General features: G+C 61.5%; 12 protein-coding genes and 2 pseudogenes. 9 read left to right on the forward strand and 5 right to left on the reverse strand.

Translation table 11 applies throughout. The annotated features are described in order from the left end of the window. Positions 1–639 precede the first annotated feature (639 nt). Together OKW39_RS00090 and OKW39_RS00095 are read right to left on the reverse strand one after the other, a co-directional pair. On the reverse strand, positions 640–1,503 hold the full coding sequence (locus tag OKW39_RS00090; protein WP_429561757.1) for a class I SAM-dependent methyltransferase: 864 nt from the start codon (positions 1,501–1,503) through the stop codon (positions 640–642). 95 nt (positions 1,504–1,598) lie between these two features. Further along, complete coding sequence (locus tag OKW39_RS00095; RefSeq protein ID WP_018421952.1) at positions 1,599–2,492, reverse strand: NAD(P)/FAD-dependent oxidoreductase; 894 nt, start codon at positions 2,490–2,492, stop codon at positions 1,599–1,601. A 285-nt stretch (positions 2,493–2,777) separates the two neighbouring features. On the opposite strand from OKW39_RS00095, the gene OKW39_RS00100 reads away from it, so the two are divergent. The 3 genes and pseudogenes from OKW39_RS00100 to OKW39_RS00110 all read left to right on the forward strand — a co-directional run bounded on the left by OKW39_RS00100 (position 2,778) and on the right by OKW39_RS00110 (position 4,836). Beyond that, entirely contained in the window at positions 2,778–3,410 is a 633-nt protein-coding gene (locus tag OKW39_RS00100; protein ID WP_018421953.1) for a TetR/AcrR family transcriptional regulator, read from the forward strand. Further along, a pseudogene (locus tag OKW39_RS00105) lies at positions 3,398–3,519 on the forward strand (IS5/IS1182 family transposase); the annotation flags it as partial. The gene OKW39_RS00100 and the pseudogene OKW39_RS00105, both read left to right, overlap by 13 nt. A gap of 291 nt (positions 3,520–3,810) precedes the next feature. After that, positions 3,811–4,836: an IS630 family transposase gene (locus tag OKW39_RS00110; RefSeq protein ID WP_429551041.1), complete on the forward strand. Its 1,026-nt coding sequence runs from the start codon at positions 3,811–3,813 to the stop codon at positions 4,834–4,836. Between the two features lie 372 nt (positions 4,837–5,208). Here the strand turns inward: OKW39_RS00110 and OKW39_RS00115 are convergent, their stop codons facing one another. Beyond that, complete coding sequence (locus OKW39_RS00115) at positions 5,209–6,057, reverse strand: IclR family transcriptional regulator (protein WP_429561758.1); 849 nt, start codon at positions 6,055–6,057, stop codon at positions 5,209–5,211. Between the two features lie 144 nt (positions 6,058–6,201). Between OKW39_RS00115 and OKW39_RS00120 the strand changes: the two genes are divergently transcribed. The 6 genes and pseudogenes from OKW39_RS00120 to OKW39_RS00145 all read left to right on the forward strand — a co-directional run bounded on the left by OKW39_RS00120 (position 6,202) and on the right by OKW39_RS00145 (position 13,599). After that, entirely contained in the window at positions 6,202–7,410 is a 1,209-nt protein-coding gene (locus OKW39_RS00120; protein ID WP_429561759.1) for an acyl-CoA dehydrogenase family protein, read from the forward strand. Continuing rightward, positions 7,407–8,942 carry an acetate--CoA ligase family protein gene (locus OKW39_RS00125; RefSeq protein WP_429561760.1) on the forward strand — a complete coding sequence of 512 codons (1,536 nt, stop codon included), beginning with the start codon at positions 7,407–7,409 and terminating at the stop codon, positions 8,940–8,942. The genes OKW39_RS00120 and OKW39_RS00125 overlap by 4 nt, the downstream gene beginning before the upstream one ends. A 66-nt stretch (positions 8,943–9,008) precedes the next feature. Next, positions 9,009–10,094 carry an IS630 family transposase gene (locus OKW39_RS00130; protein WP_429550962.1) on the forward strand — a complete coding sequence of 362 codons (1,086 nt, stop codon included), beginning with the start codon at positions 9,009–9,011 and terminating at the stop codon, positions 10,092–10,094. A 21-nt stretch (positions 10,095–10,115) separates the two neighbouring features. Further along, a pseudogene (locus OKW39_RS00135) lies at positions 10,116–10,784 on the forward strand (acetate--CoA ligase family protein); the annotation flags it as partial. A gap of 89 nt (positions 10,785–10,873) precedes the next feature. Then, positions 10,874–12,262, forward strand: a complete 1,389-nt coding sequence (locus tag OKW39_RS00140) for an MFS transporter (protein ID WP_429561761.1) — start codon at positions 10,874–10,876, stop codon at positions 12,260–12,262. Positions 12,263–12,849: 587 nt separating this feature from the next. Next, positions 12,850–13,599, forward strand: coding sequence for a response regulator transcription factor (locus OKW39_RS00145; protein WP_429561762.1), 750 nt, complete (start codon positions 12,850–12,852; stop codon positions 13,597–13,599). On the opposite strand, the gene OKW39_RS00150 is transcribed toward OKW39_RS00145, so the two are convergent. Both OKW39_RS00150 and OKW39_RS00155 read right to left on the reverse strand, forming a co-directional pair. Continuing rightward, entirely contained in the window at positions 13,541–15,343 is a 1,803-nt protein-coding gene (locus OKW39_RS00150; RefSeq protein ID WP_429561763.1) for a hybrid sensor histidine kinase/response regulator, read from the reverse strand. The two genes, OKW39_RS00145 and OKW39_RS00150, sit on opposite strands and share 59 nt — an antisense overlap. A 155-nt stretch (positions 15,344–15,498) precedes the next feature. Next, on the reverse strand, positions 15,499–17,355 hold the full coding sequence (locus OKW39_RS00155) for a hybrid sensor histidine kinase/response regulator (protein ID WP_429561764.1): 1,857 nt from the start codon (positions 17,353–17,355) through the stop codon (positions 15,499–15,501). Positions 17,356–17,672 lie beyond the last annotated feature (317 nt).

Here is a 17,672-nt window from a genome sequence, read left to right on the forward strand (position 1 = left end):
CCTCTAGTCGAACCGCTTTCGAAACATCGCGTCGAGCCGCGCCCTGGAATCGCGAACGATCTTTTCGGAAGGCCCCGCGCCTATCAGGGCGTTCGTCAAGCGTTTGCATGATTCCTCCGCGTGAGGAAGGCATTGGGGAATTTATATAAGACGAACTGACGTTGCTTCGATTTAAATCGGAGAATTAGCAGCGGATTTGTCGGGATCCGGTTCCCGGACACACCCAGCTCAATAACCTATGGCACGGTAGTAAGGATAACAGCGAAACACAAGCTCATCTCACTGTCGCGGGCCGACCAAATGAAGGCCTTTCGCGACTTCATTTCCCCGGCCGCGCATCATCTCCGTGCGAGCATCATCAGATAAGCCCGTCGGAGTAACTTTGATCGGATGACGCTTGGTCTCTGGGCAGGGGGCGGTCTAGAGCGTCTGCGGAAGTTGGTTATGGGACCGAGTTCGGCCACAAACTGCCGGTCACATGCGCCGCCGGAAGGCCGCTCAGGCGTCGGCTCTGCTTCGCAACCGGCCATCTGATTGTCGCAAGGCGAGCGCTCGTTCAGCGGCCAGAAGGGACATCAATCTGGCCGGCCAAAGACGCCCTGTTCCACCGAGCGGAGGCATCTCCCCTGTTAATCCCTGTCAGCTTGCCGGATTTCGTGCCATGACGACCCATGACGCGCCGTTGATCATCACCGACCCCTCGCCGGGGAGGCTCGCGAAGGCGGCACGAACTGCGGCGGAGGCACGGGCGCGGATGTCGTCGGGCTGACCAGCGAGCGCACGCGACAGCGGGCCGACCTCAAGCGTCATCCTCACTGCGTCGTCGATCGCCGCGTCCCGCGTTTCGCCCTCGCCGAATGGGACGGCCGCGTCGAAGGGCGAGATAACGATTTCGGCGAAACCGGCCGCCGTCAGGATGCGCGCCACGTTCTCCCGGTCGCCGAACGAAAACGGGCCGGGCGCTTCGGGATCGGGGAGCGCGCTCGGCGGGACGATGTCCTTGAGCGCGCCCACCGGCAGTCGCATCCAATCGTTCTCGGCCGCACCGCGCCAGCAGACGAAAGCGACCCGGCCGCCCGGCCGGAGCGCGCGTCGCATATGGGCGAACGCCGCTGTCGGATCGGGGAAAAACATCACGCCGAAACGCGAGAACAGAATGTCGAACGCGCCTTCGGGCAGCTCTGCGCTGCTGGCGTCGGCCACCTGAAACAGGGCCGGCGTATCGTGGCGCGCAAGCGCGCGCGCTCGATCGATCAGCGGTTCGGATATGTCCACGCCCAGCACTTGGCCCCCCGCGCCGACGCGAGCGGCCAGAGCCAGACTTGACGCACCCGCGCCGCAGCCGATGTCCAGCACGCGCTCACCCGTCGCGGGCGCGGCGGCTTCGATCGCGGCCTGGCCGAACACCGCCACCAGAGCGTCGAGCCGGGCCTGGTTGGCGACCCAGCGCTCCCCACTTTGACCATTCCAGTCACCCACCTGATCAGCACTTTGCTTTGCCATGTCATCTCCTTGACTCGACGATCCGCCTTTCGCCGCGTCGATTTACGCCAACCTTTTCGAAGGCGACGACGCAACAAGAGCAGGGATCTGTGCTCTCAAACCACCATCGACTGCTGGGCGAAGATACCCGCCATCGCGCCCTGCGATGAAGCCTGGGTGACCGAGGGCAAGAAGGGCGTGGCGAGGTCGCCAGCGGCGTAGATGCCGGGCATGCTGGTTTGGCGGCGCTCGTCGACTTTGAGGACGATGCCGGTGGGCGTATCGACCGTGGCGAGGCCCAGTGATTCATGCAGGCGTGCGGACGGCTTGTTGCGCGGATGGGCGAACAGGACGTCGACCGCGACATTGCGGCGGGTATCGAGATTGACGGTGTTGATATGGCCCTTGTGATGGGCGATCTCGACGATCCGGCCATCGACGACAGGTATGTTGCGACGCGCCAGATCGACTTGGATATCGGGCGCAATGTCATGACCATCGGCGAAGACAGTCAGCTTGTCCGTCCAATCGCGGAACAGCCTGGCAGACTGGTGCGACTGCGGGCTGGACCAGACGAGGCCCCAATGCTGGCCGGCCACTTCAAAGCCGTCGCAATAGGGGCAGGGCACGATGGACGTGCCCCAGCTTTCGGCAAAGCCCGGAACATCAGGCATCTGGTCGGCGACGCCATAGCTCAGGATCAGGCGGTGCGCCCTCAGGCTTTCGTTATCGTCAGTGACGACGCAGAAATCGTCGATGGCGCCAGACACGCTCTCGGCCCGGGCATTGACCAGCCTGATCGTTGGATAGCGCGTTAACTGCTGCCGCGCCTCGACCAGGATGTCCAGCGGTGGCTTGTGATCGTGGCCGAGCAAGCCATGCGAGTGGCCTGCAAAGCGGTTGCGCGGCCGGCCGGTATCGAGAACCGTGACCTTGCGGCGGGCACGGCCGAGCTGCAGGGCGGCGGCGAGGCCGGCAAAGCTGCCGCCGATGATGATGACGTCATCCATGGTGATGGGCTCCGTGTTGTGATTGGAGGGGTGGGCTGGGCGTGGTGTGCAATATCGTCCAGCGATACGCGCTTGAGACGGTCAGCGAGTAGGGCTTCGGCATTGGCGAGAAAGTTGCTGATGGCTGTATTGATCGGCCCCACAATCCCGCATTCGATATCGCCAGGCGCCCCGGGGAAACCCGATTTGGGCAACTGGTTGAAACCTATCCTTGGCTTGCACATTTAAGATACTGCGTGGTATCGTAGTGCAAGAATTTGAATACTGTCAAGTACTGGAATTGTTGTGACCGAAAACAGCCAGAGCCGGCGCGGCCGGCCCGCCAACGAGGCGCTTCGCCAAACGATCGTCGACGCCGCCTGCGAGCTCTTTGTGGAATTGGGTTTTCAAGCGACGACCATGGACAAGGTCGCGCAGCGGGCGAAGATATCCAAGCTCAGCATCTATCGGCACTTCGAGAACAAGGAGGCGCTGTTCAGCGCGGCCATGGTGGCCCACTGCCATCAATTTGCACCCCAGGCCCTTTCTGAAAGCGTCGACGGTTCAGCCGAAGATCAGCTCATGGCGGTGGGATCATCCCTGCTTCGCACGCTGTTGAGCCCGGACGTCCGCAGTGTCGAAGCCATGGTTTTGGCCGACAAGACGAATCAAAAGTCGTTAAGCAAGCTCCATTACGAAGCCGGGCCCGCCCATGTCATCGCCCAAATCGAGGCCGTGTTGCGTCAGTTGCACGCGAAAGCGATTCTGAACGTACCCGATGCTCTCCGATCCGCCCGCTTGTTTGCCGCGCTTTTCAAAGGATCCGATCTTCTGCTTGTCGCACGCTTCGATGAGGCGAGAGCAGAGGATGACAACGAAATCGAATCCTATTGCCGGTCGGCCGTCGCCATGTTCATCGCCGCGCACGGTGGCATCTAAAGGTGCGCTATCGCGGCTTGATGAAGAACCCGCAGAGTTGCACACGCTGTTCGCTCTAAGCAATCTGTGGATGACGCGCGAACGACTGATGCGCGAGGCCGCTGCATGAGCGCAAAAGCCGCCCGCGCGGGCAGGCAATCGGCGCCTTCCTTATGCCGAACGTAGCGCTGCATTCGAGCCAGGTGCCGCACCGCTTCCACCGCATCGGCCCTATGTGGATGGCTCAGTGCGGCAAAACGAGTTCTGAACACCATCCCTAACCTTGCGGGCGCTTCCTTTCGATCTGGTGAACGACAAGCTGATTGCTTATAGAGAAATCAAACTTACTAACCAGTTCGTAAGTAAGCGAACATAAATCGACGCCATGGTCTAAGCTTTAAGGGGTTTAGGGAGAGGCGAGATGCGAGAGGACGACGGCCGGCAGCTTTCACATGCAACGCTTGAAGAGATCCGTATTCGTGCGGTCAAGCGCGTCGAAGCTGGCGAGTCGCCGGAGGACGTGATCCGCACGCTCGGATTCTCGAGGGCGCGTATTTACGAGTGGTTGGCGGCCTGGCGCGAAGGGGGCATCGAGGCGTTACGAGCCAAGGCAATCCCTGGTCGACCGATGAAGCTGTCGTCCGAGGCTATCCGCTTCGTCTATCAGACGGTCACAACGAAGAACCCAATGCAGATGAAGTTCGAGTTTGCATTGTGGACGCGAGACATGGTGCGGGAGTTGATTCGCGAACATTTCAACGTCAGGCTCTCCGAGGTGTCGGTCGGTCGACTGCTGCGCAAGCTCGGGCTTTCGCCCCAGCGACCGCTTGCGCGTGCGTACCAACGCGACCCTGAACTGGTCGAGTCGTGGATGCGGGACGAATACCCGGCCATTGTCGGGCAGGCCAAACACGGCGGGGCACAGATCTTCTTCGTCGACGAATCGACGGTACGATCGGACTATCACAGCGGCACGACCTGGGCGCCGGTCGGTCAAACTCCGGTAGTCGAAGTCACTGGCGCGCGCTTCAAGGTGAACCTGATCTCAGCGATCAGCCCGCGTGGCCAACTTCGCTTCATGTGTTTCGAAGGCAGCTTCAAGATCTCCGTATACGTCGACTTCGTCAAACGGCTGATGCTCACCGCCGATGCGCCTGTCTTCCTGATTGCCGATGGTCATCCGGTACATCGTTGCAAAGCGATCCGGCAGCTTGCCGCGGAATCAGATGGGCGCCTTTGTCTGTTCTTCCTTCCTGCTTACTCGCCAGACCTGAACCCGGACGAGTTGGTATGGGGTTATCTCAAACATCACAAGATCGGCAAGCTTGCCATCAAAGGTCCCGGGCATCTCAAGCAGCGTGTTCGAGCGGTTCTGCGCTCGTTGCAAAAGATTCCGGCTTTGGTCCGATCCATGTTTCAACATCCGTCAGTCCGCTACGCGGCTTGACCCATGTCCGGTTACTTTGTTTCGGCTTAGTAAGTTCGAGAGCAATTCGAGGGTCGAGCAAGACGTCATCCTTGCACGGCGTAAGCCGCCTCACCAACTCACGGGTCTAAGCGTCCGCAGAGGCCGATGACTTGTCCCCCAGGCGACGGCACGGAATGACCGTTCCACTCCGATACCTACCCTTAGAACAGAGACTGCTCGACCGGCTGCAACGGGTCGCTTTCGGAAATTCGCCGCAATGGCGAGACCACCGGCTTGCTGATCGAGCGCAGACATCCGGGTTCGGCCACGAGGTGTCATTCATTCGACGCGTCGCTCGGAGATTCAGACGTCGGCTCCCCTTGGCGAACGGCCATTCGCTGGGCCGCGTCTCTAAAATATTCCCATTGCACCTTCTACACTGCGCACCATCGATACGAGGCGCGGTCCTACGTCGCCTTCCAGTTGTCCTTCTTTCAACAAATACGACGGTACACCACAATTGAACACGAGGATCTCACCGTCGGCGGCGGGTCTCATCGGCACGGCGACCGCATGGACTTCGCGCCGCAGATCGCCATATGACGCGCAAAAACCGCGCTCCCGAAAGTAGTCGATGCTGCGCAGCACCCGCTCGCGGAACGTGGCCCAATCGTCGGGCGACTTGACCGCGATCTCGTTGAGTAAGGCGTCGCGCCGCTCGGTGGGCAGCGCGGCGAGAAGCGCGCGGCCCATCGCGGTGCGTACGATCGGATAGCTTAGCCCGATATCAGGTGGTAGGCCGAGCGGCGTGCTGCTGCGGCTGCTCTCCAGATAGACGACGCTTAGTCGGTCGCGCATACCGAGGGACACCGATCCCCGAACGTGATCCGCCAGTTCCTTCATCGACGGCCGGGCGATCTGCCGCACCGCAAGACTCGCGAGCAGCGGATAGCCGAGCGACAGCACGGCCGACCCAAGCTGGAACTTGCTGTTCATGCGGTTCACCCGCAGATAGCCGAGCCGGGTCAGCGTGTAGGTGAAGCGCGAGATCGTCGCCTTGGTCATGCCGGTGCGCGCCGCGAGTTCCGCATTGCCGAGTTGCGAGTCGCGCGGCGTGAAGCAGTGCAGGATGTCGAGGCCGCGCGCGAGCGTCGTGGCGAACTGGCGGTCGCCGTCGAACTCGTCGGCCGTGTAGCGCGCCTTCGAATCCAGGTAGTCGCTCGCGACCGGTGCGGTTTCCGGTGCGTCGTTGTGTGCCATGATGCCTCCTGTCGACTGCGTTCATTCTGACGCAAGCGTTCTGCATATCCAAACTGTGTTCAGCAGAGTCGAACAAGGCTACCCGTCCGGACGAAAAAGTTCGATAGTAGGTCCATAAATCGACCTATATCACGGAGACAGCGAATGAACACCAGAAACACTGATTTCGACCAGATGCTCGCCGATGTCGCGCGTTTCGTGCGCGAGGAAGCAATTCCGCGTGAAAACGAAATCGAGCAGGCCGACGCCGTGCCGGACGATCTCGTGGAGCGCATGCGCGCCCTTGGCTACTTCGGCTGGAGCATTCCGCGCGAATTCGGCGGCGCGGGGCTGACGACGGAACAGCTCGTGCGCGGTGCCTTCGCGTTGTCGCAGGCGTCGGTGGCGTTCCGGGCGCGGGTCGGCACAAATACCGGCATCGGCTCGGAGGCGCTCGTCGCAGACGGCACCGAGGCCCAGAAGCGGCGCTATTTGCCGCAGCTCGCGTCGGGCGCGCTGACGGGCGCGTTCGCGCTGACCGAGCCCGACGCGGGCTCCGACGCCACGGCGCTTCGCACCACCGCACGCCGCGACGGCGACCATTACGTCCTCGACGGCAGCAAATGCTTCATCACGAATGCGCCGATCGCGGGCCTCTTCACGGTGATGGCGCGCACCGATCCGTCGATGCCCGGCGCGGGCGGGATTTCCGCCTTCCTTGTCGAGCGCGGGACCCCCGGTCTCTCGACGAGCGAGCCCTACGCGAAGATGGGCCAGGCAGGTTCGCCCGTCGGCGATGTGCATTTCGACGCGTGCCGCGTGCCGGCGGCTGGTCTGATCGGCGGCGCGGAGGGCCAAGGCTTTCGCACCGCGATGAAGGTGCTGAACAAGCAGCGCATCCATCTCGCGGCGCTGTGCACCGGCCCCGCGATCCGCATGCTCGACGAAGCCGTCGCCTATACGTCGCGCCGCGAGCAGTTCGGCAAGCCGGTGGCGGAATTCCAGCTCGTTCAGGCGTTGATCGCCGAGTGTCAGACAGAGATTTACGCAGCGCGCTCGATGATCCTCGAAAGCGCGCGCAAGCGCGATGCCGGCGAGGATGTCGCACTGGAGGCGTCGATGTGCAAGATGTTCGCCTCCGAGATGTGCGGACGGGTCGCAGATCGCGCGGTGCAGATGCTCGGCGGACGCGGCTATCTCAGGGGCAACGCGGTGGAGCGTTTCTATCGCGATGTGCGCGCTTTCCGCATCTATGAGGGCACGACGCAGATTCATCAGCTGAACATCGCGAAGATAACGCTGCGCCGTGCGGCGCAGACGCCCGCGGCACAATCCAGGGACGGCGTCGCTATGACCGCCGCGTGTGCCGCATGAGCGCCGCCATCAAGCCTCAGCGCGGATTCGACATCGAGCGGCTCGTCGCGCCGCGTTCCATCGCGATCATCGGCGCATCGAACGATCCGAAATCGATCAGCGGCCAGCCGTTGCGCTTTCTCCTTCAGCACGGCTATCGCGGGGTGCTGTATCCGGTCAACCCGAAGTACGCGCACATCGAAGGCGTGGCGTGTCATCCGGCCGTCGCCAGTCTGCCGCAGACGCCCGATCTCGCGCTGATTCTCGTCGCCGCGCGCCGCGTGCCGGCCATGCTGCGCGAGTGCGGAGAAAAAGGCATTCGCCATGTGATCGTCTACAGTTCGGGCTTCGCCGAAGCGGGCGAGGCGGGCGCCGCATTGCAGCACGAAATCGCCGATGTGGCCTGCGCATTCGGCATCCGCGTGATCGGGCCGAACTGCCAGGGCGTCGTCAGCACCGGCGCGAACGTGTATGCGGGATTCGGCGCGCCGTTCGGCGTCGATTACCGTGCGGGCGGCCTCTCGCTGATTTCGCAAAGCGGCGGCTTTGGCTGCGCGCTCCTGCTGATGGCGGACGAACTCGGCATCGGCCTGCGCCATTTCATCACGACCGGCAACGAAGCCGACGTGAGCCTGCTCGATCTCGTCGATGCCTGTATCGACGATGAAAAAACATCGCTGATCGCCGCGTACATCGAGGGGCTGAAGGACGCGCGGCGGCTCGTCAGCGTGGCGACGCGCGCGCTCGATGCGGGCAAGCCGCTCCTCGCGTGGAAGGTCGGCAACACGGCCGACGGCGCGAAGGCCGCTGCTTCGCACACGGCGAATCTCGGCGGCGCGTCGGCGCTGTATCGCACGGCCTTCCGGCAGGCGGGCGTGATCGAAGTGACCGATGTCGCCGACCTCGGCGACTACGCGAAAGCGTTCGAAGCGAAGCGGCTGCCGCGCGGCAACCGGATCGCGGTCGTCACGCTGTCGGGCGGGGCGGGCATTCTGATCACCGATGCGTGCAGCGAACACGGCATGTCGGTGCCACCGCTCTCGCCCGCGACACTCGATGCGCTCAGGCCGATCGTTCCGGCGTTCGCATCGCTCGCCAATCCCGTCGACCTGACGGCGGGCATTCTCGCCGAGCCGCAGATCTTCACGGACGCGCTGCAAATCATCGCCAACGATCCGGGCATCGATTCGATCGCCATCATGGCGGCTGCGGCGAGTGGCGAGGTCGCGCTCGCGATGGCCGAGGCGATCGTGCGCGTGCATCGCGCAACCGACAAGCCGCTGATGCTCGCGTGGAATGCGCGCCGCGAGATGGCTGGGGAAGCGTATCGTGTGATCGAGGCGGCTGGCGTGCCGCTCTACGCGACGCCGGTGCGCTGCGGCCGTGCCTTCGCAGTGCTGTCAGACTATGCGCAGGCACGGCGCACGCGGGCGGCTGCTCGCGCCGACCGAGCACCCGCATGCGACGGGCTTCGCGCCGACATGGCGCGTGCGCTCGTTGCGCAGAGTCCCACCGAACTGACCGAGCACGCCGCTCAGCGTCTGCTAGTGTAGTGCGTCGTAAATAATGCAACTTAATCGCGATTTGCGAGTCTCCTTCCAGGTGATGAGGGAGAACCCATGAGAATCGCGGCAAAAGTTGAGCTGAGCGAAGGCCAGCGCAAACAATTGGAAACGTGGGCGGCTGGGCGGAGGGTTCCGGTACGACTGGCCGAGCGTGCCAAGATGATATTGCTCGCGGCACTGGGCCACACAGACAAAGAGATCGGTGTGCAGTTGGGTATCTGGCGAGGCACGGTGGCGCGCTGGCGAGCGCGCTTCATCGCGGACGGTGTGGCGGGGATCGAGCGGGACGAGACGCGACCCGGGCGCAAGCCGAAGATCTCTGCGCGCAAGGTCAAGGCCATCGTGGCGATGACCACGCAGCAGCGTCCCGATAACGCGACGCATTGGAGTACGCGCAGCATGGCGGCAGTGGCCGGCGTCAGCGAGGCGAGCGTGAGGCGCATCTGGCAGGCGCATGGACTCAAGCCGCATCGGATAGAAACCTTCAAAGTCTCGAACGACAAGCACTTTGCCGAGAAGCTGGAGGACATCGTCGGCCTTTATCTCGATCCACCTGAGCACGCACTGGTGTTCAGTTGTGACGAGAAGTCCCAGATCCAGGCTCTGGACCGGACCCAGCCTGGCTTGCCGATGAAGCGAGGTCGAGGTCAGACGATGACGCACGATTACAAGCGCAATGGTGTGACGACGTTGTTCGCCGCGATGAACACGCTCGATGGCAGCATCATTGGTCAGTGCCAGACGAAGCATCGTCATCAAGAATGGCTGGGCTTCCTGCGCAAGATCGATCGCAGCACCCCCAAGGGTAGGGAACTACATTTGATTGCCGACAACTACGCCACTCATAAGCATCCCGAGGTGAAGGCGTGGCTGGCCAAGCACCCACGATTTCACATGCATTTCACGCCCACCAGCGCTTCCTGGCTCAATATGGTCGAACGCTTCTTTCGTGATCTGTCCGAGAACCAGCTACGGCGGTCAGCCTTTCGCTCGGTACCCGAGTTGGTCAGCACGATCGAGCAGTACATTGAAAAGCACAATGGTGATCCAAAACCCTTCATCTGGACCGCTAAAGCTTCCGACATTCTGGCGAAAGTCACGCGTGCCCGCACCAAGCTGAATAAGATGCAATCCGTTTGACGCAGACCACTAGAACACTACGGCATCGGAACGCCAAAGGGCGCGCTCGTGAAGAGCCATGACGAAGCCTGCGCGTTTGCGCGAACGGTGGGCTTTCCGCTCGTCGTCAAGGTGCAGTCGCCGGACATCCCGCACAAGACGGAAGCGGGCGCGGTGCGCGTCGGCATCCGCGACGAGACGATGTTGTCGAACGCGTTCGACGAGATCGTCGCGAACGCGCGGCGGCACGTTCCGGGCGCGCGTATCGACGGCGTGCTGGTGCAGGAAGAGATTCGCGACGCGGTGGAGATGATCGTCGGAATCGACAACGATCCGTCGTTCGGACCCGCGGTGATGTGCGGGCTTGGCGGCATCTATGCCGAAGTGCTGAAGGACGTGGCGTGGCGTCTCGCGCCGGTCACGCGCACCGAGGCGTGTGCGATGATCCGCGAACTGCAGGCTTTCGCAATGCTCGACGGTGCGCGCGGCAAGCCGCATTGCGATGTCGACGCGCTTGCCGATGCGATCGTCGCGATGTCCGCGATGGCGCTTGATCTCGCGCCTGGCCTGAAGGAATTCGACATCAATCCGCTCTTCGTGCTTCCGGCAGGCAAGGGCGTGCGGGCGGGGGACGCGTTCGCACGCTGTGAGCCGAGGCCTGCGAGCAAGCGGGAAGCCGAGCCTCGCGCGCAGGCGATCATCGACGGATAGGGCCTCTCTGAAAGCCTGCACCGAGGCACGCGCCGCGTGAACGTCGCGGCGCCATCGAATATCGAATTCGTCTTCTTCGCGAGACCATCATGCACAGCTCTTCGATTCACAGTGGGACCGACGCGGGCGAGTACACGCCGGTTGAAATCGAGCGCACCTATCGCAAGGTGTTTTTCCGGCTGATTCCGCTGCTTTTTCTCTGTTATGTGATCAGCTACGTCGACCGCGTGAACATCAGCTTCGCCAAATTGCAGTTCACGCACGACCTCGGCTTTTCGGAGTCGACCTATGGGCTCGGCGCGGGTTTGTTCTTCATCGGCTACGTGCTCTTCGAGGTGCCGAGCAACCTTTGGATGCAGCGCATCGGCGCGCGTCGCACGCTGCTGCGCATCATGTTCGCGTGGGGCCTCGTGTCGAGCCTGATGATGTTCGTGCGCACGCCGACGCAGTTGTACGCCATGCGCTTTCTACTAGGCGTGACCGAAGCGGGCTTCTTTCCCGGCATCATCTATTACCTGAGCTGCTGGTTCCCGGGCGCCCGGCGCGCACGCGTTACCGCATTCCTGATGATGGCGACGGCGGTGGCGGGGATCGTCGGTGGGCCCCTTTCCGGGTTCATCATGACGCGCCTCGCTGGCGTCGGCGGGCTGGCCGGCTGGCAGTGGCTGTTTCTGCTCGAAGGTGTGCCTGCGGTAACGCTCGGCATCTTCGCGTTCTTCTTCCTCGGCGACACGCCTGCAGAGGTGAACTGGCTCGACGCGCGCGAGAAGGCGCTGGTCGCGCGCGAACTGCTCGCCGACGAAAAGTCGAAGCAGACCGGTCATCTCGACGGATTGCGCGGCGCGCTTGCCAACCCGCGTGTGTATCTCGCGGCGCTCGTGTACTTTGCCGTGATGATGCCGTTCAACGCGATCGGCTTCTGGGCGCCGACCATCATCCGCGATCTCGGCGTGGCGAGCGTGCTCGATGTCGGTTTGCTGTCCGCGCTGGTGTTCATCGCGGCCGCGCTGGGGACGTATGTCGTCGGCGCGAGTTCGGACCGGATGATGGAGCGGCGCTGGCACGTCGCGGGCAGCGCGGCAGTGACGGCGCTCGCATTCGCGCTGCTGCCGGCGGCGGGGCATAGCGTAGCGGTCGGTGTCGGACTGCTCGCGCTTGCGGCGGCATCGTCGTATGGCTGCTTCGTGGTGTTCTGGACGATTCCGCAGACGTTCCTGCCGCGCTCTTCGGCTGCCGGCGGCATCGCGATGATTACCAGTCTTGGCGGCACGGGCGGTTTCGTGAGTCCGGCGTTCGTCGGATGGGTCAAGACGCAGACGGGGAGCGTGCAATACGGGCTGATCGGGTTGGCCGTCGTGCTGCTGGCAGGCGTCGTGTTGCTGCTGTTGGTGTTTCCTTCACCGGGGCGCAACTCTGTCGCGGTGGCATCCGCCATTCGCCCTCCGCGAGGTCACCGGTTCAATCCGACGCAGCGGTAGCGTCGGATGGCACCGGGCTTGGATATGCCAGATATTAAGCAAGCGAGCTTGTGCGTTTGGGACTGATGTAGCGATGTAGCTCAAAGTGACCGTTGATGCGATGCCTAGCCGAACGGCGGTTGAGGCCGAGGTTAGCGAACCGATCTTATCAATGGCCGCTATAGTCCAAAACGCGACACAAGCTTCGCAAAATGGCGACTGTCAGCAATGGGTCGCAAGTACTCGTTCGCTTTCCGCGAGACGAGTCATTCCCGACTACCGACCTGTGAATGACAGGAAAGCGCCCCATACCCGTCTGACCGGCACCGATGCTCGAATGACGGCTCAGGCCGAACAGTGCGCATAGCTTGTCGGTCAGGTAACGGGGTCCTCCGGCCGTTCACCCGCCGGGTCGGGCTGTGGGTGTCGAGTGCCGGGCGGAAACCGCCACGTCGAGGCAACGCCACATGGTTCAGCCGCCACCATCCGTGGCACAGTGGGCCTGCGTGTACTATTCGTATTGAACACGGCGGACGACCGCTTCGGATGTAGCATCATCAACTATGTAGTTGCAGCTCGCTTCGAGAGCGGTCCTGGGAGCCGATGAGATGCGCATACTGATCGTCGATGATCACGAGCTGTTCAGAGCCGGATTGGCCCTGCTGCTTAGAGAGTTCTTCCCGAACATTGAGTTGCTGCACGCGAGTACGTTGTCTGAAGGCGTGAAGCATGCGCTTGGCGAACTGCTGAACATTGTATTTCTCGATCTCGATCTTCCCGATGGCCACGGTTGCGGCGCGCTTGCCAAGCTGAAGGAGTCGCGCCCGTCGTTGCCGGTGATCGTGATATCGGCCGATGAGAGCGTGGAAACCATCAGTCGGTGCATCGAACTTCGCGCGATGGGATACGTACCCAAGTCATCACCTCCTGAAGCGCTTCATGCGGCGATAAGCGCAGTGCTTGCCGGGGGCGTGTTCCTGCCCGCCGCCAGCATCGCGAGGCTCAGGCGTGACATGGGCACGGAGGAGGCTTCGGTAAGCGGACCTGGGAATGCTCAGCCGGGCGGTGATTCGGAAATGAGCAGCGCATCCGAACTGGGACTGACTCCGAGAGAGTTCGAAACGTTGGCGTGGCTGGTGCGCGGGCTTCCGTCCAAGGCGATTGCGCTGAGAATGGGGCTCGAAGACATTACGGTACGAAAATACGTCAGTCATCTGCTCGCGCATTTCAATCTGCGCCGCCGTACGGAACTCATCGTCATGCTGGCGGATAAAGGGATCAAACTCGGCGTCCCGCCAGTCACGGATCCCGCACATGATCGAAGCCTGTCGGCCGTTGGGCAGCAGCGAACCGACTGACTTCTGCGAGCGTGCTTTCCGGCGCGGAAGACTTCCGCAACAGCACGAACGGCTCGGCGAAATCGCGAAGTGCGTGCGGCGACACCAGTTCGCCCGTGATGAACGCGACCGGAAGCGCGCCCGCCCAGGCGAAATGCTGCCTGATCCGTTCAGCAACCTCAATGCCAGTCGGGCCGTCGCGCAGCCGGATATCGGTGACGATGATGTCGGGTGCGCGGCCATCGTCGGCGAGAATCGCTTCGAATCCCGCCATTGACCCGGCAGAATCCACCAGTGCGCCAGCACTGAGGAACAGCCGGCGCAGGCCCTCAAGAACGGTCGGTTCGTCGTCGCAAAGCAGGATGTATCTGCCGTTAAGGATGGACGTGCATGCGGCGTTCGCTTGATCTTTAGTCTCAATGACGGGTGCTGATTGCGATATCGGGGCGTACAGGGAAAAACGTGACCCGCGGCCTTTGACCGACCAGAAACGCATGCTGTGCTTCGGCAGAATCCCGACTATCCGATTGACGATTGACAACCCAAGTCCAAGGCCTTTCGACCGGTCGCGGCCAGGATTGTCAATCTGATAGTACTCGGCGAATATCGCATCCCGATGCGCGGGCGAGATGCCGACGCCTGTGTCCCACACGTCTATGCGAAGCCGTTCCCCGATCTCCACCCAGCCGACAACGATGCCCCCCACGGAGGTGTATTTGATCGCATTCGATATGAAATTGGACAGTGCCCGTTTGAACAAAGCGTGGTCACTTTCAATAGGCGGCGGGGAGCGCTGGCGCAGGGTGAGTCTCAACTCGATGCCCCGCGATCTCGCCGGCTCGAGGTATTGCTCGAAGACCTCCATAAGCACGGTCTGCGTATCGACTGGCGCCAGGTGCGGAACGTATGAGCCCAGCTCGCTATAGTCCTGGATGTCCTTGAACATGTCGAGGATGTCGCGTGCCGTTTCCTCGATAACGTCGAGATCATGGCTTGCGGCGTGCTGATCTTCGAGTTTTATCCGCGCGCTACGGATAAAGAGGTTGATCGCGGCGAGAGGCTGCTGGATGTCGTGGTAGGCCGATGAAAAGAATCGCTCCTTCTCTCTGACGACTTCTCTCATGCGTTCATTTTGTTGCTTGATCACCCGGGAAGCGGCGTCGACTCGTGCCTTGGCTGCGCGCAAGGTCTGCCGGAAAACAAATTCGCGCCGGGCAGCGAGTTCAAACTGAATGCAGACGACAATGCCGGCGAGATACATGAGAGACACCGTATTCCCACGAGAAACCCAGGAAACCCAGTGAAACCTTGGCGTGGAAACAGTACTCCGTAGCCAGAGGTAAATGGCAAGACGGAAGGTTACAACGCATAGGCCGACCAACCATGCTGCCGTGGTTGCGCGGAGTCGGAACGATGTGAATATCAGGAAAGTGATAAGAAAATATTCGGGGAAAGTTTCCTCGAAGACCCATCTCGCCGGATAAACGTTCATCAACGCTAATTGGGAAAACCAACAACCCAGTATCACTACGCAAAGTAATCTGACGGACCGGCGCTCGTCAAAGGCGCGTGGTCCCCACATCAACCATAACGGCAGGGCCATACCCACGGCACCTGCGAGTCGCACATAGCCAACGTGGAGGAGAATGCTGGGATCAAGCGCGTTCAGCAGCCACCAATCACGCCAAACAAACGCGATCCAAATCAGTATGAGGCTGGCGCCAGCCAGCCTGCGTTGGCCCGCGTAGCGACGCGCATAGTCCATACGGAACGCACGCTCCATCGCCGCCGACCTGAACTTGCGTACTACGAAGCCTGACGATCTCATAGCCTGCCTGGATCCGGAAAGCCACCGTGGGCGGATTGTGCGCGACATCGAGAGGCTTTATCGGCGCACCACGGGTTAGACAGGTCCCCCCGTCATGGATCCCGCTCGTGACCGAAGCCTGTCGGCAGTCGGTCGGCAACGAGCCGACTGACTTCTGCGAGCGTGCTTTCCGGCGCGGAAGACTTCCGCAACAGCACGAACGGCTCGGCGAAATCGCGAAGTGTGTGCCGAGACACCAGTTCGCCGGTGATGAACGCGACGGGAAGCACGCCTGCCCAGGCGAAATGCTGCCTGATCCGTTCGGCGACCTCGATGCCGTTCGGCCCGTCCCGTAGCCGGATATCGGTGATGATGATGTCGGGTGCGCGGCCATCGTCGGCGAGAATCGCTTCGAATCCCGCCATTGACCCGGCAGAATCCACCAGTGCGCCAGCACTGAGGAACAGCCGGCGCAGGCCCTCAAGAACGGTCGGTTCGTCGTCGCAAAGCAGGATGTATCTGCCGTTAAGGATGGACGTGCATGCGGCGTTCGCTTGATCTTTAGTCTCAATGACGGGTGCTGATTGCGATATCGGGGCGTACAGGGAAAAACGTGACCCGCGGCCTTTGACCGACCAGAAACGCATGCTGTGCTTCGGCAGAATCCCGACTATCCGATTGACGATTGACAACCCAAGTCCAAGGCCTTTCGACCGGTCGCGGCCAGGATTGTCAATCTGATAGTACTCGGCGAATATCGCATCCCGATGCGCGGGCGAGATGCCGACGCCTGTGTCCCACACGTCTATGCGAAGCCGTTCCCCGATCTCCACCCAGCCGACAACGATGCCCCCCACGGAGGTGTATTTGATCGCATTCGATATGAAATTGGACAGTGCCCGTTTGAACAAAGCGTGGTCACTTTCAATAGGCGGCGGGGAGCGCTGGCGCAGGGTGAGTCTCAACTCGATGCCCCGCGATCTCGCCGGCTCGAGGTATTGCTCGAAGACCTCCATAAGCACGGTCCGCGTATCGACTGGCGCCAGGTGTGGAACGTATGAGCCCAGCTCGCTATAGTCCTGGATGTCCTTGAACATGTCGAGGATGTCGCGTGCCGTTTCCTCGATAACGTCGAGATCATGGCTTGCGGCGTGTCGATCTTCGAGTTTTATCCGCGCGCTACGGATAAAGAGGTTGATCGCGGCGAGAGGCTGCTGGATGTCGTGGTAGGCCGATGAAAAGAACCGCTCCTTCTCTCTGACGACTTCTCTCATGCGTTCATTTTGTTGCTTGACTACGCGGGACGCGGCTTCAACGCGTGTCTTGGCTGCGCGCAACGTCCGCCGGAACACAAATTCGCGCCGGGCAGCGAGTTCAAACTGAATGCAGACGCCAATACCAACGAAATACATCAGCAACACCATAGCCCCGGTGGTAAACCAGTGAGACCACGGTGTGGGGATACCCCAGATGTATTGGAGCAGTTCTATAAGATTGTAGGTTGCAACGCATAGTCCGACTAACCATGCTGCCGTGATGGTACGAAGTCGGAATAACGTGAATATCAGGAAAAGGACAACAAAAAAGCCGGGGAAAATCTCCTGTCCGACGCGGAGTGGCGGGTAAACGTTGACCAACCCCAATAGGGCGAACCAGCAGCTTAGCGTCACTATGCAAAGTAATCTGACGGCCCAGCGTTCGTCAAAGCCGCGTGCTCCCCACATCAACCAGACCGGTAGGGCCATACCCACGGCACCTGCAAGTCGCACACAGCCAATGTGGAAGAGGATGCTGGAATCAAGCGTGTTCAGCAGCAACCAATCACGGATAGCAACCGCAGTCCATATCAGTATGAGGCTGGCGCCGGCCAGCCTGCGTTGGCTCGCGTAGCGACGCGCATAGTCCGTACGGAACGCGTGCTCCACAGCTGCCGAGCCAAACTTGCGTACCAGGAAGCCTGAGAATCTCATAAGGCCGCTTGATCAGGAAGGCGCCGTACGCGGAGAGAGCGCGACATCGGGAGGCGGTATCGGCGTACCGCGGGTTAGACAGGTTCCCCGCCGAACGTGGCTACGGGGTACGACGGCACAGCCAGTGAAAGCGGCGCTGGTGGTCACCGGTGCGCAACGCCTTCGTGCGTAAACCCATATGAACAGAATAACAGGTCGCCATTTCTACCATCAGCCACAAATGTATCAACGAATGGGATGTGTTCCTTGCTGCACCGGAAGGTTCAGCAAGGCGCTCCGCCATCATTGAAGGCGACTAGCTGATACATCACCGGGAT

It is taken from the genome of Paraburkholderia sp. MM6662-R1 (assembly GCF_050436245.1).
Lineage (GTDB): Bacteria > Pseudomonadota > Gammaproteobacteria > Burkholderiales > Burkholderiaceae > Paraburkholderia > Paraburkholderia tuberum.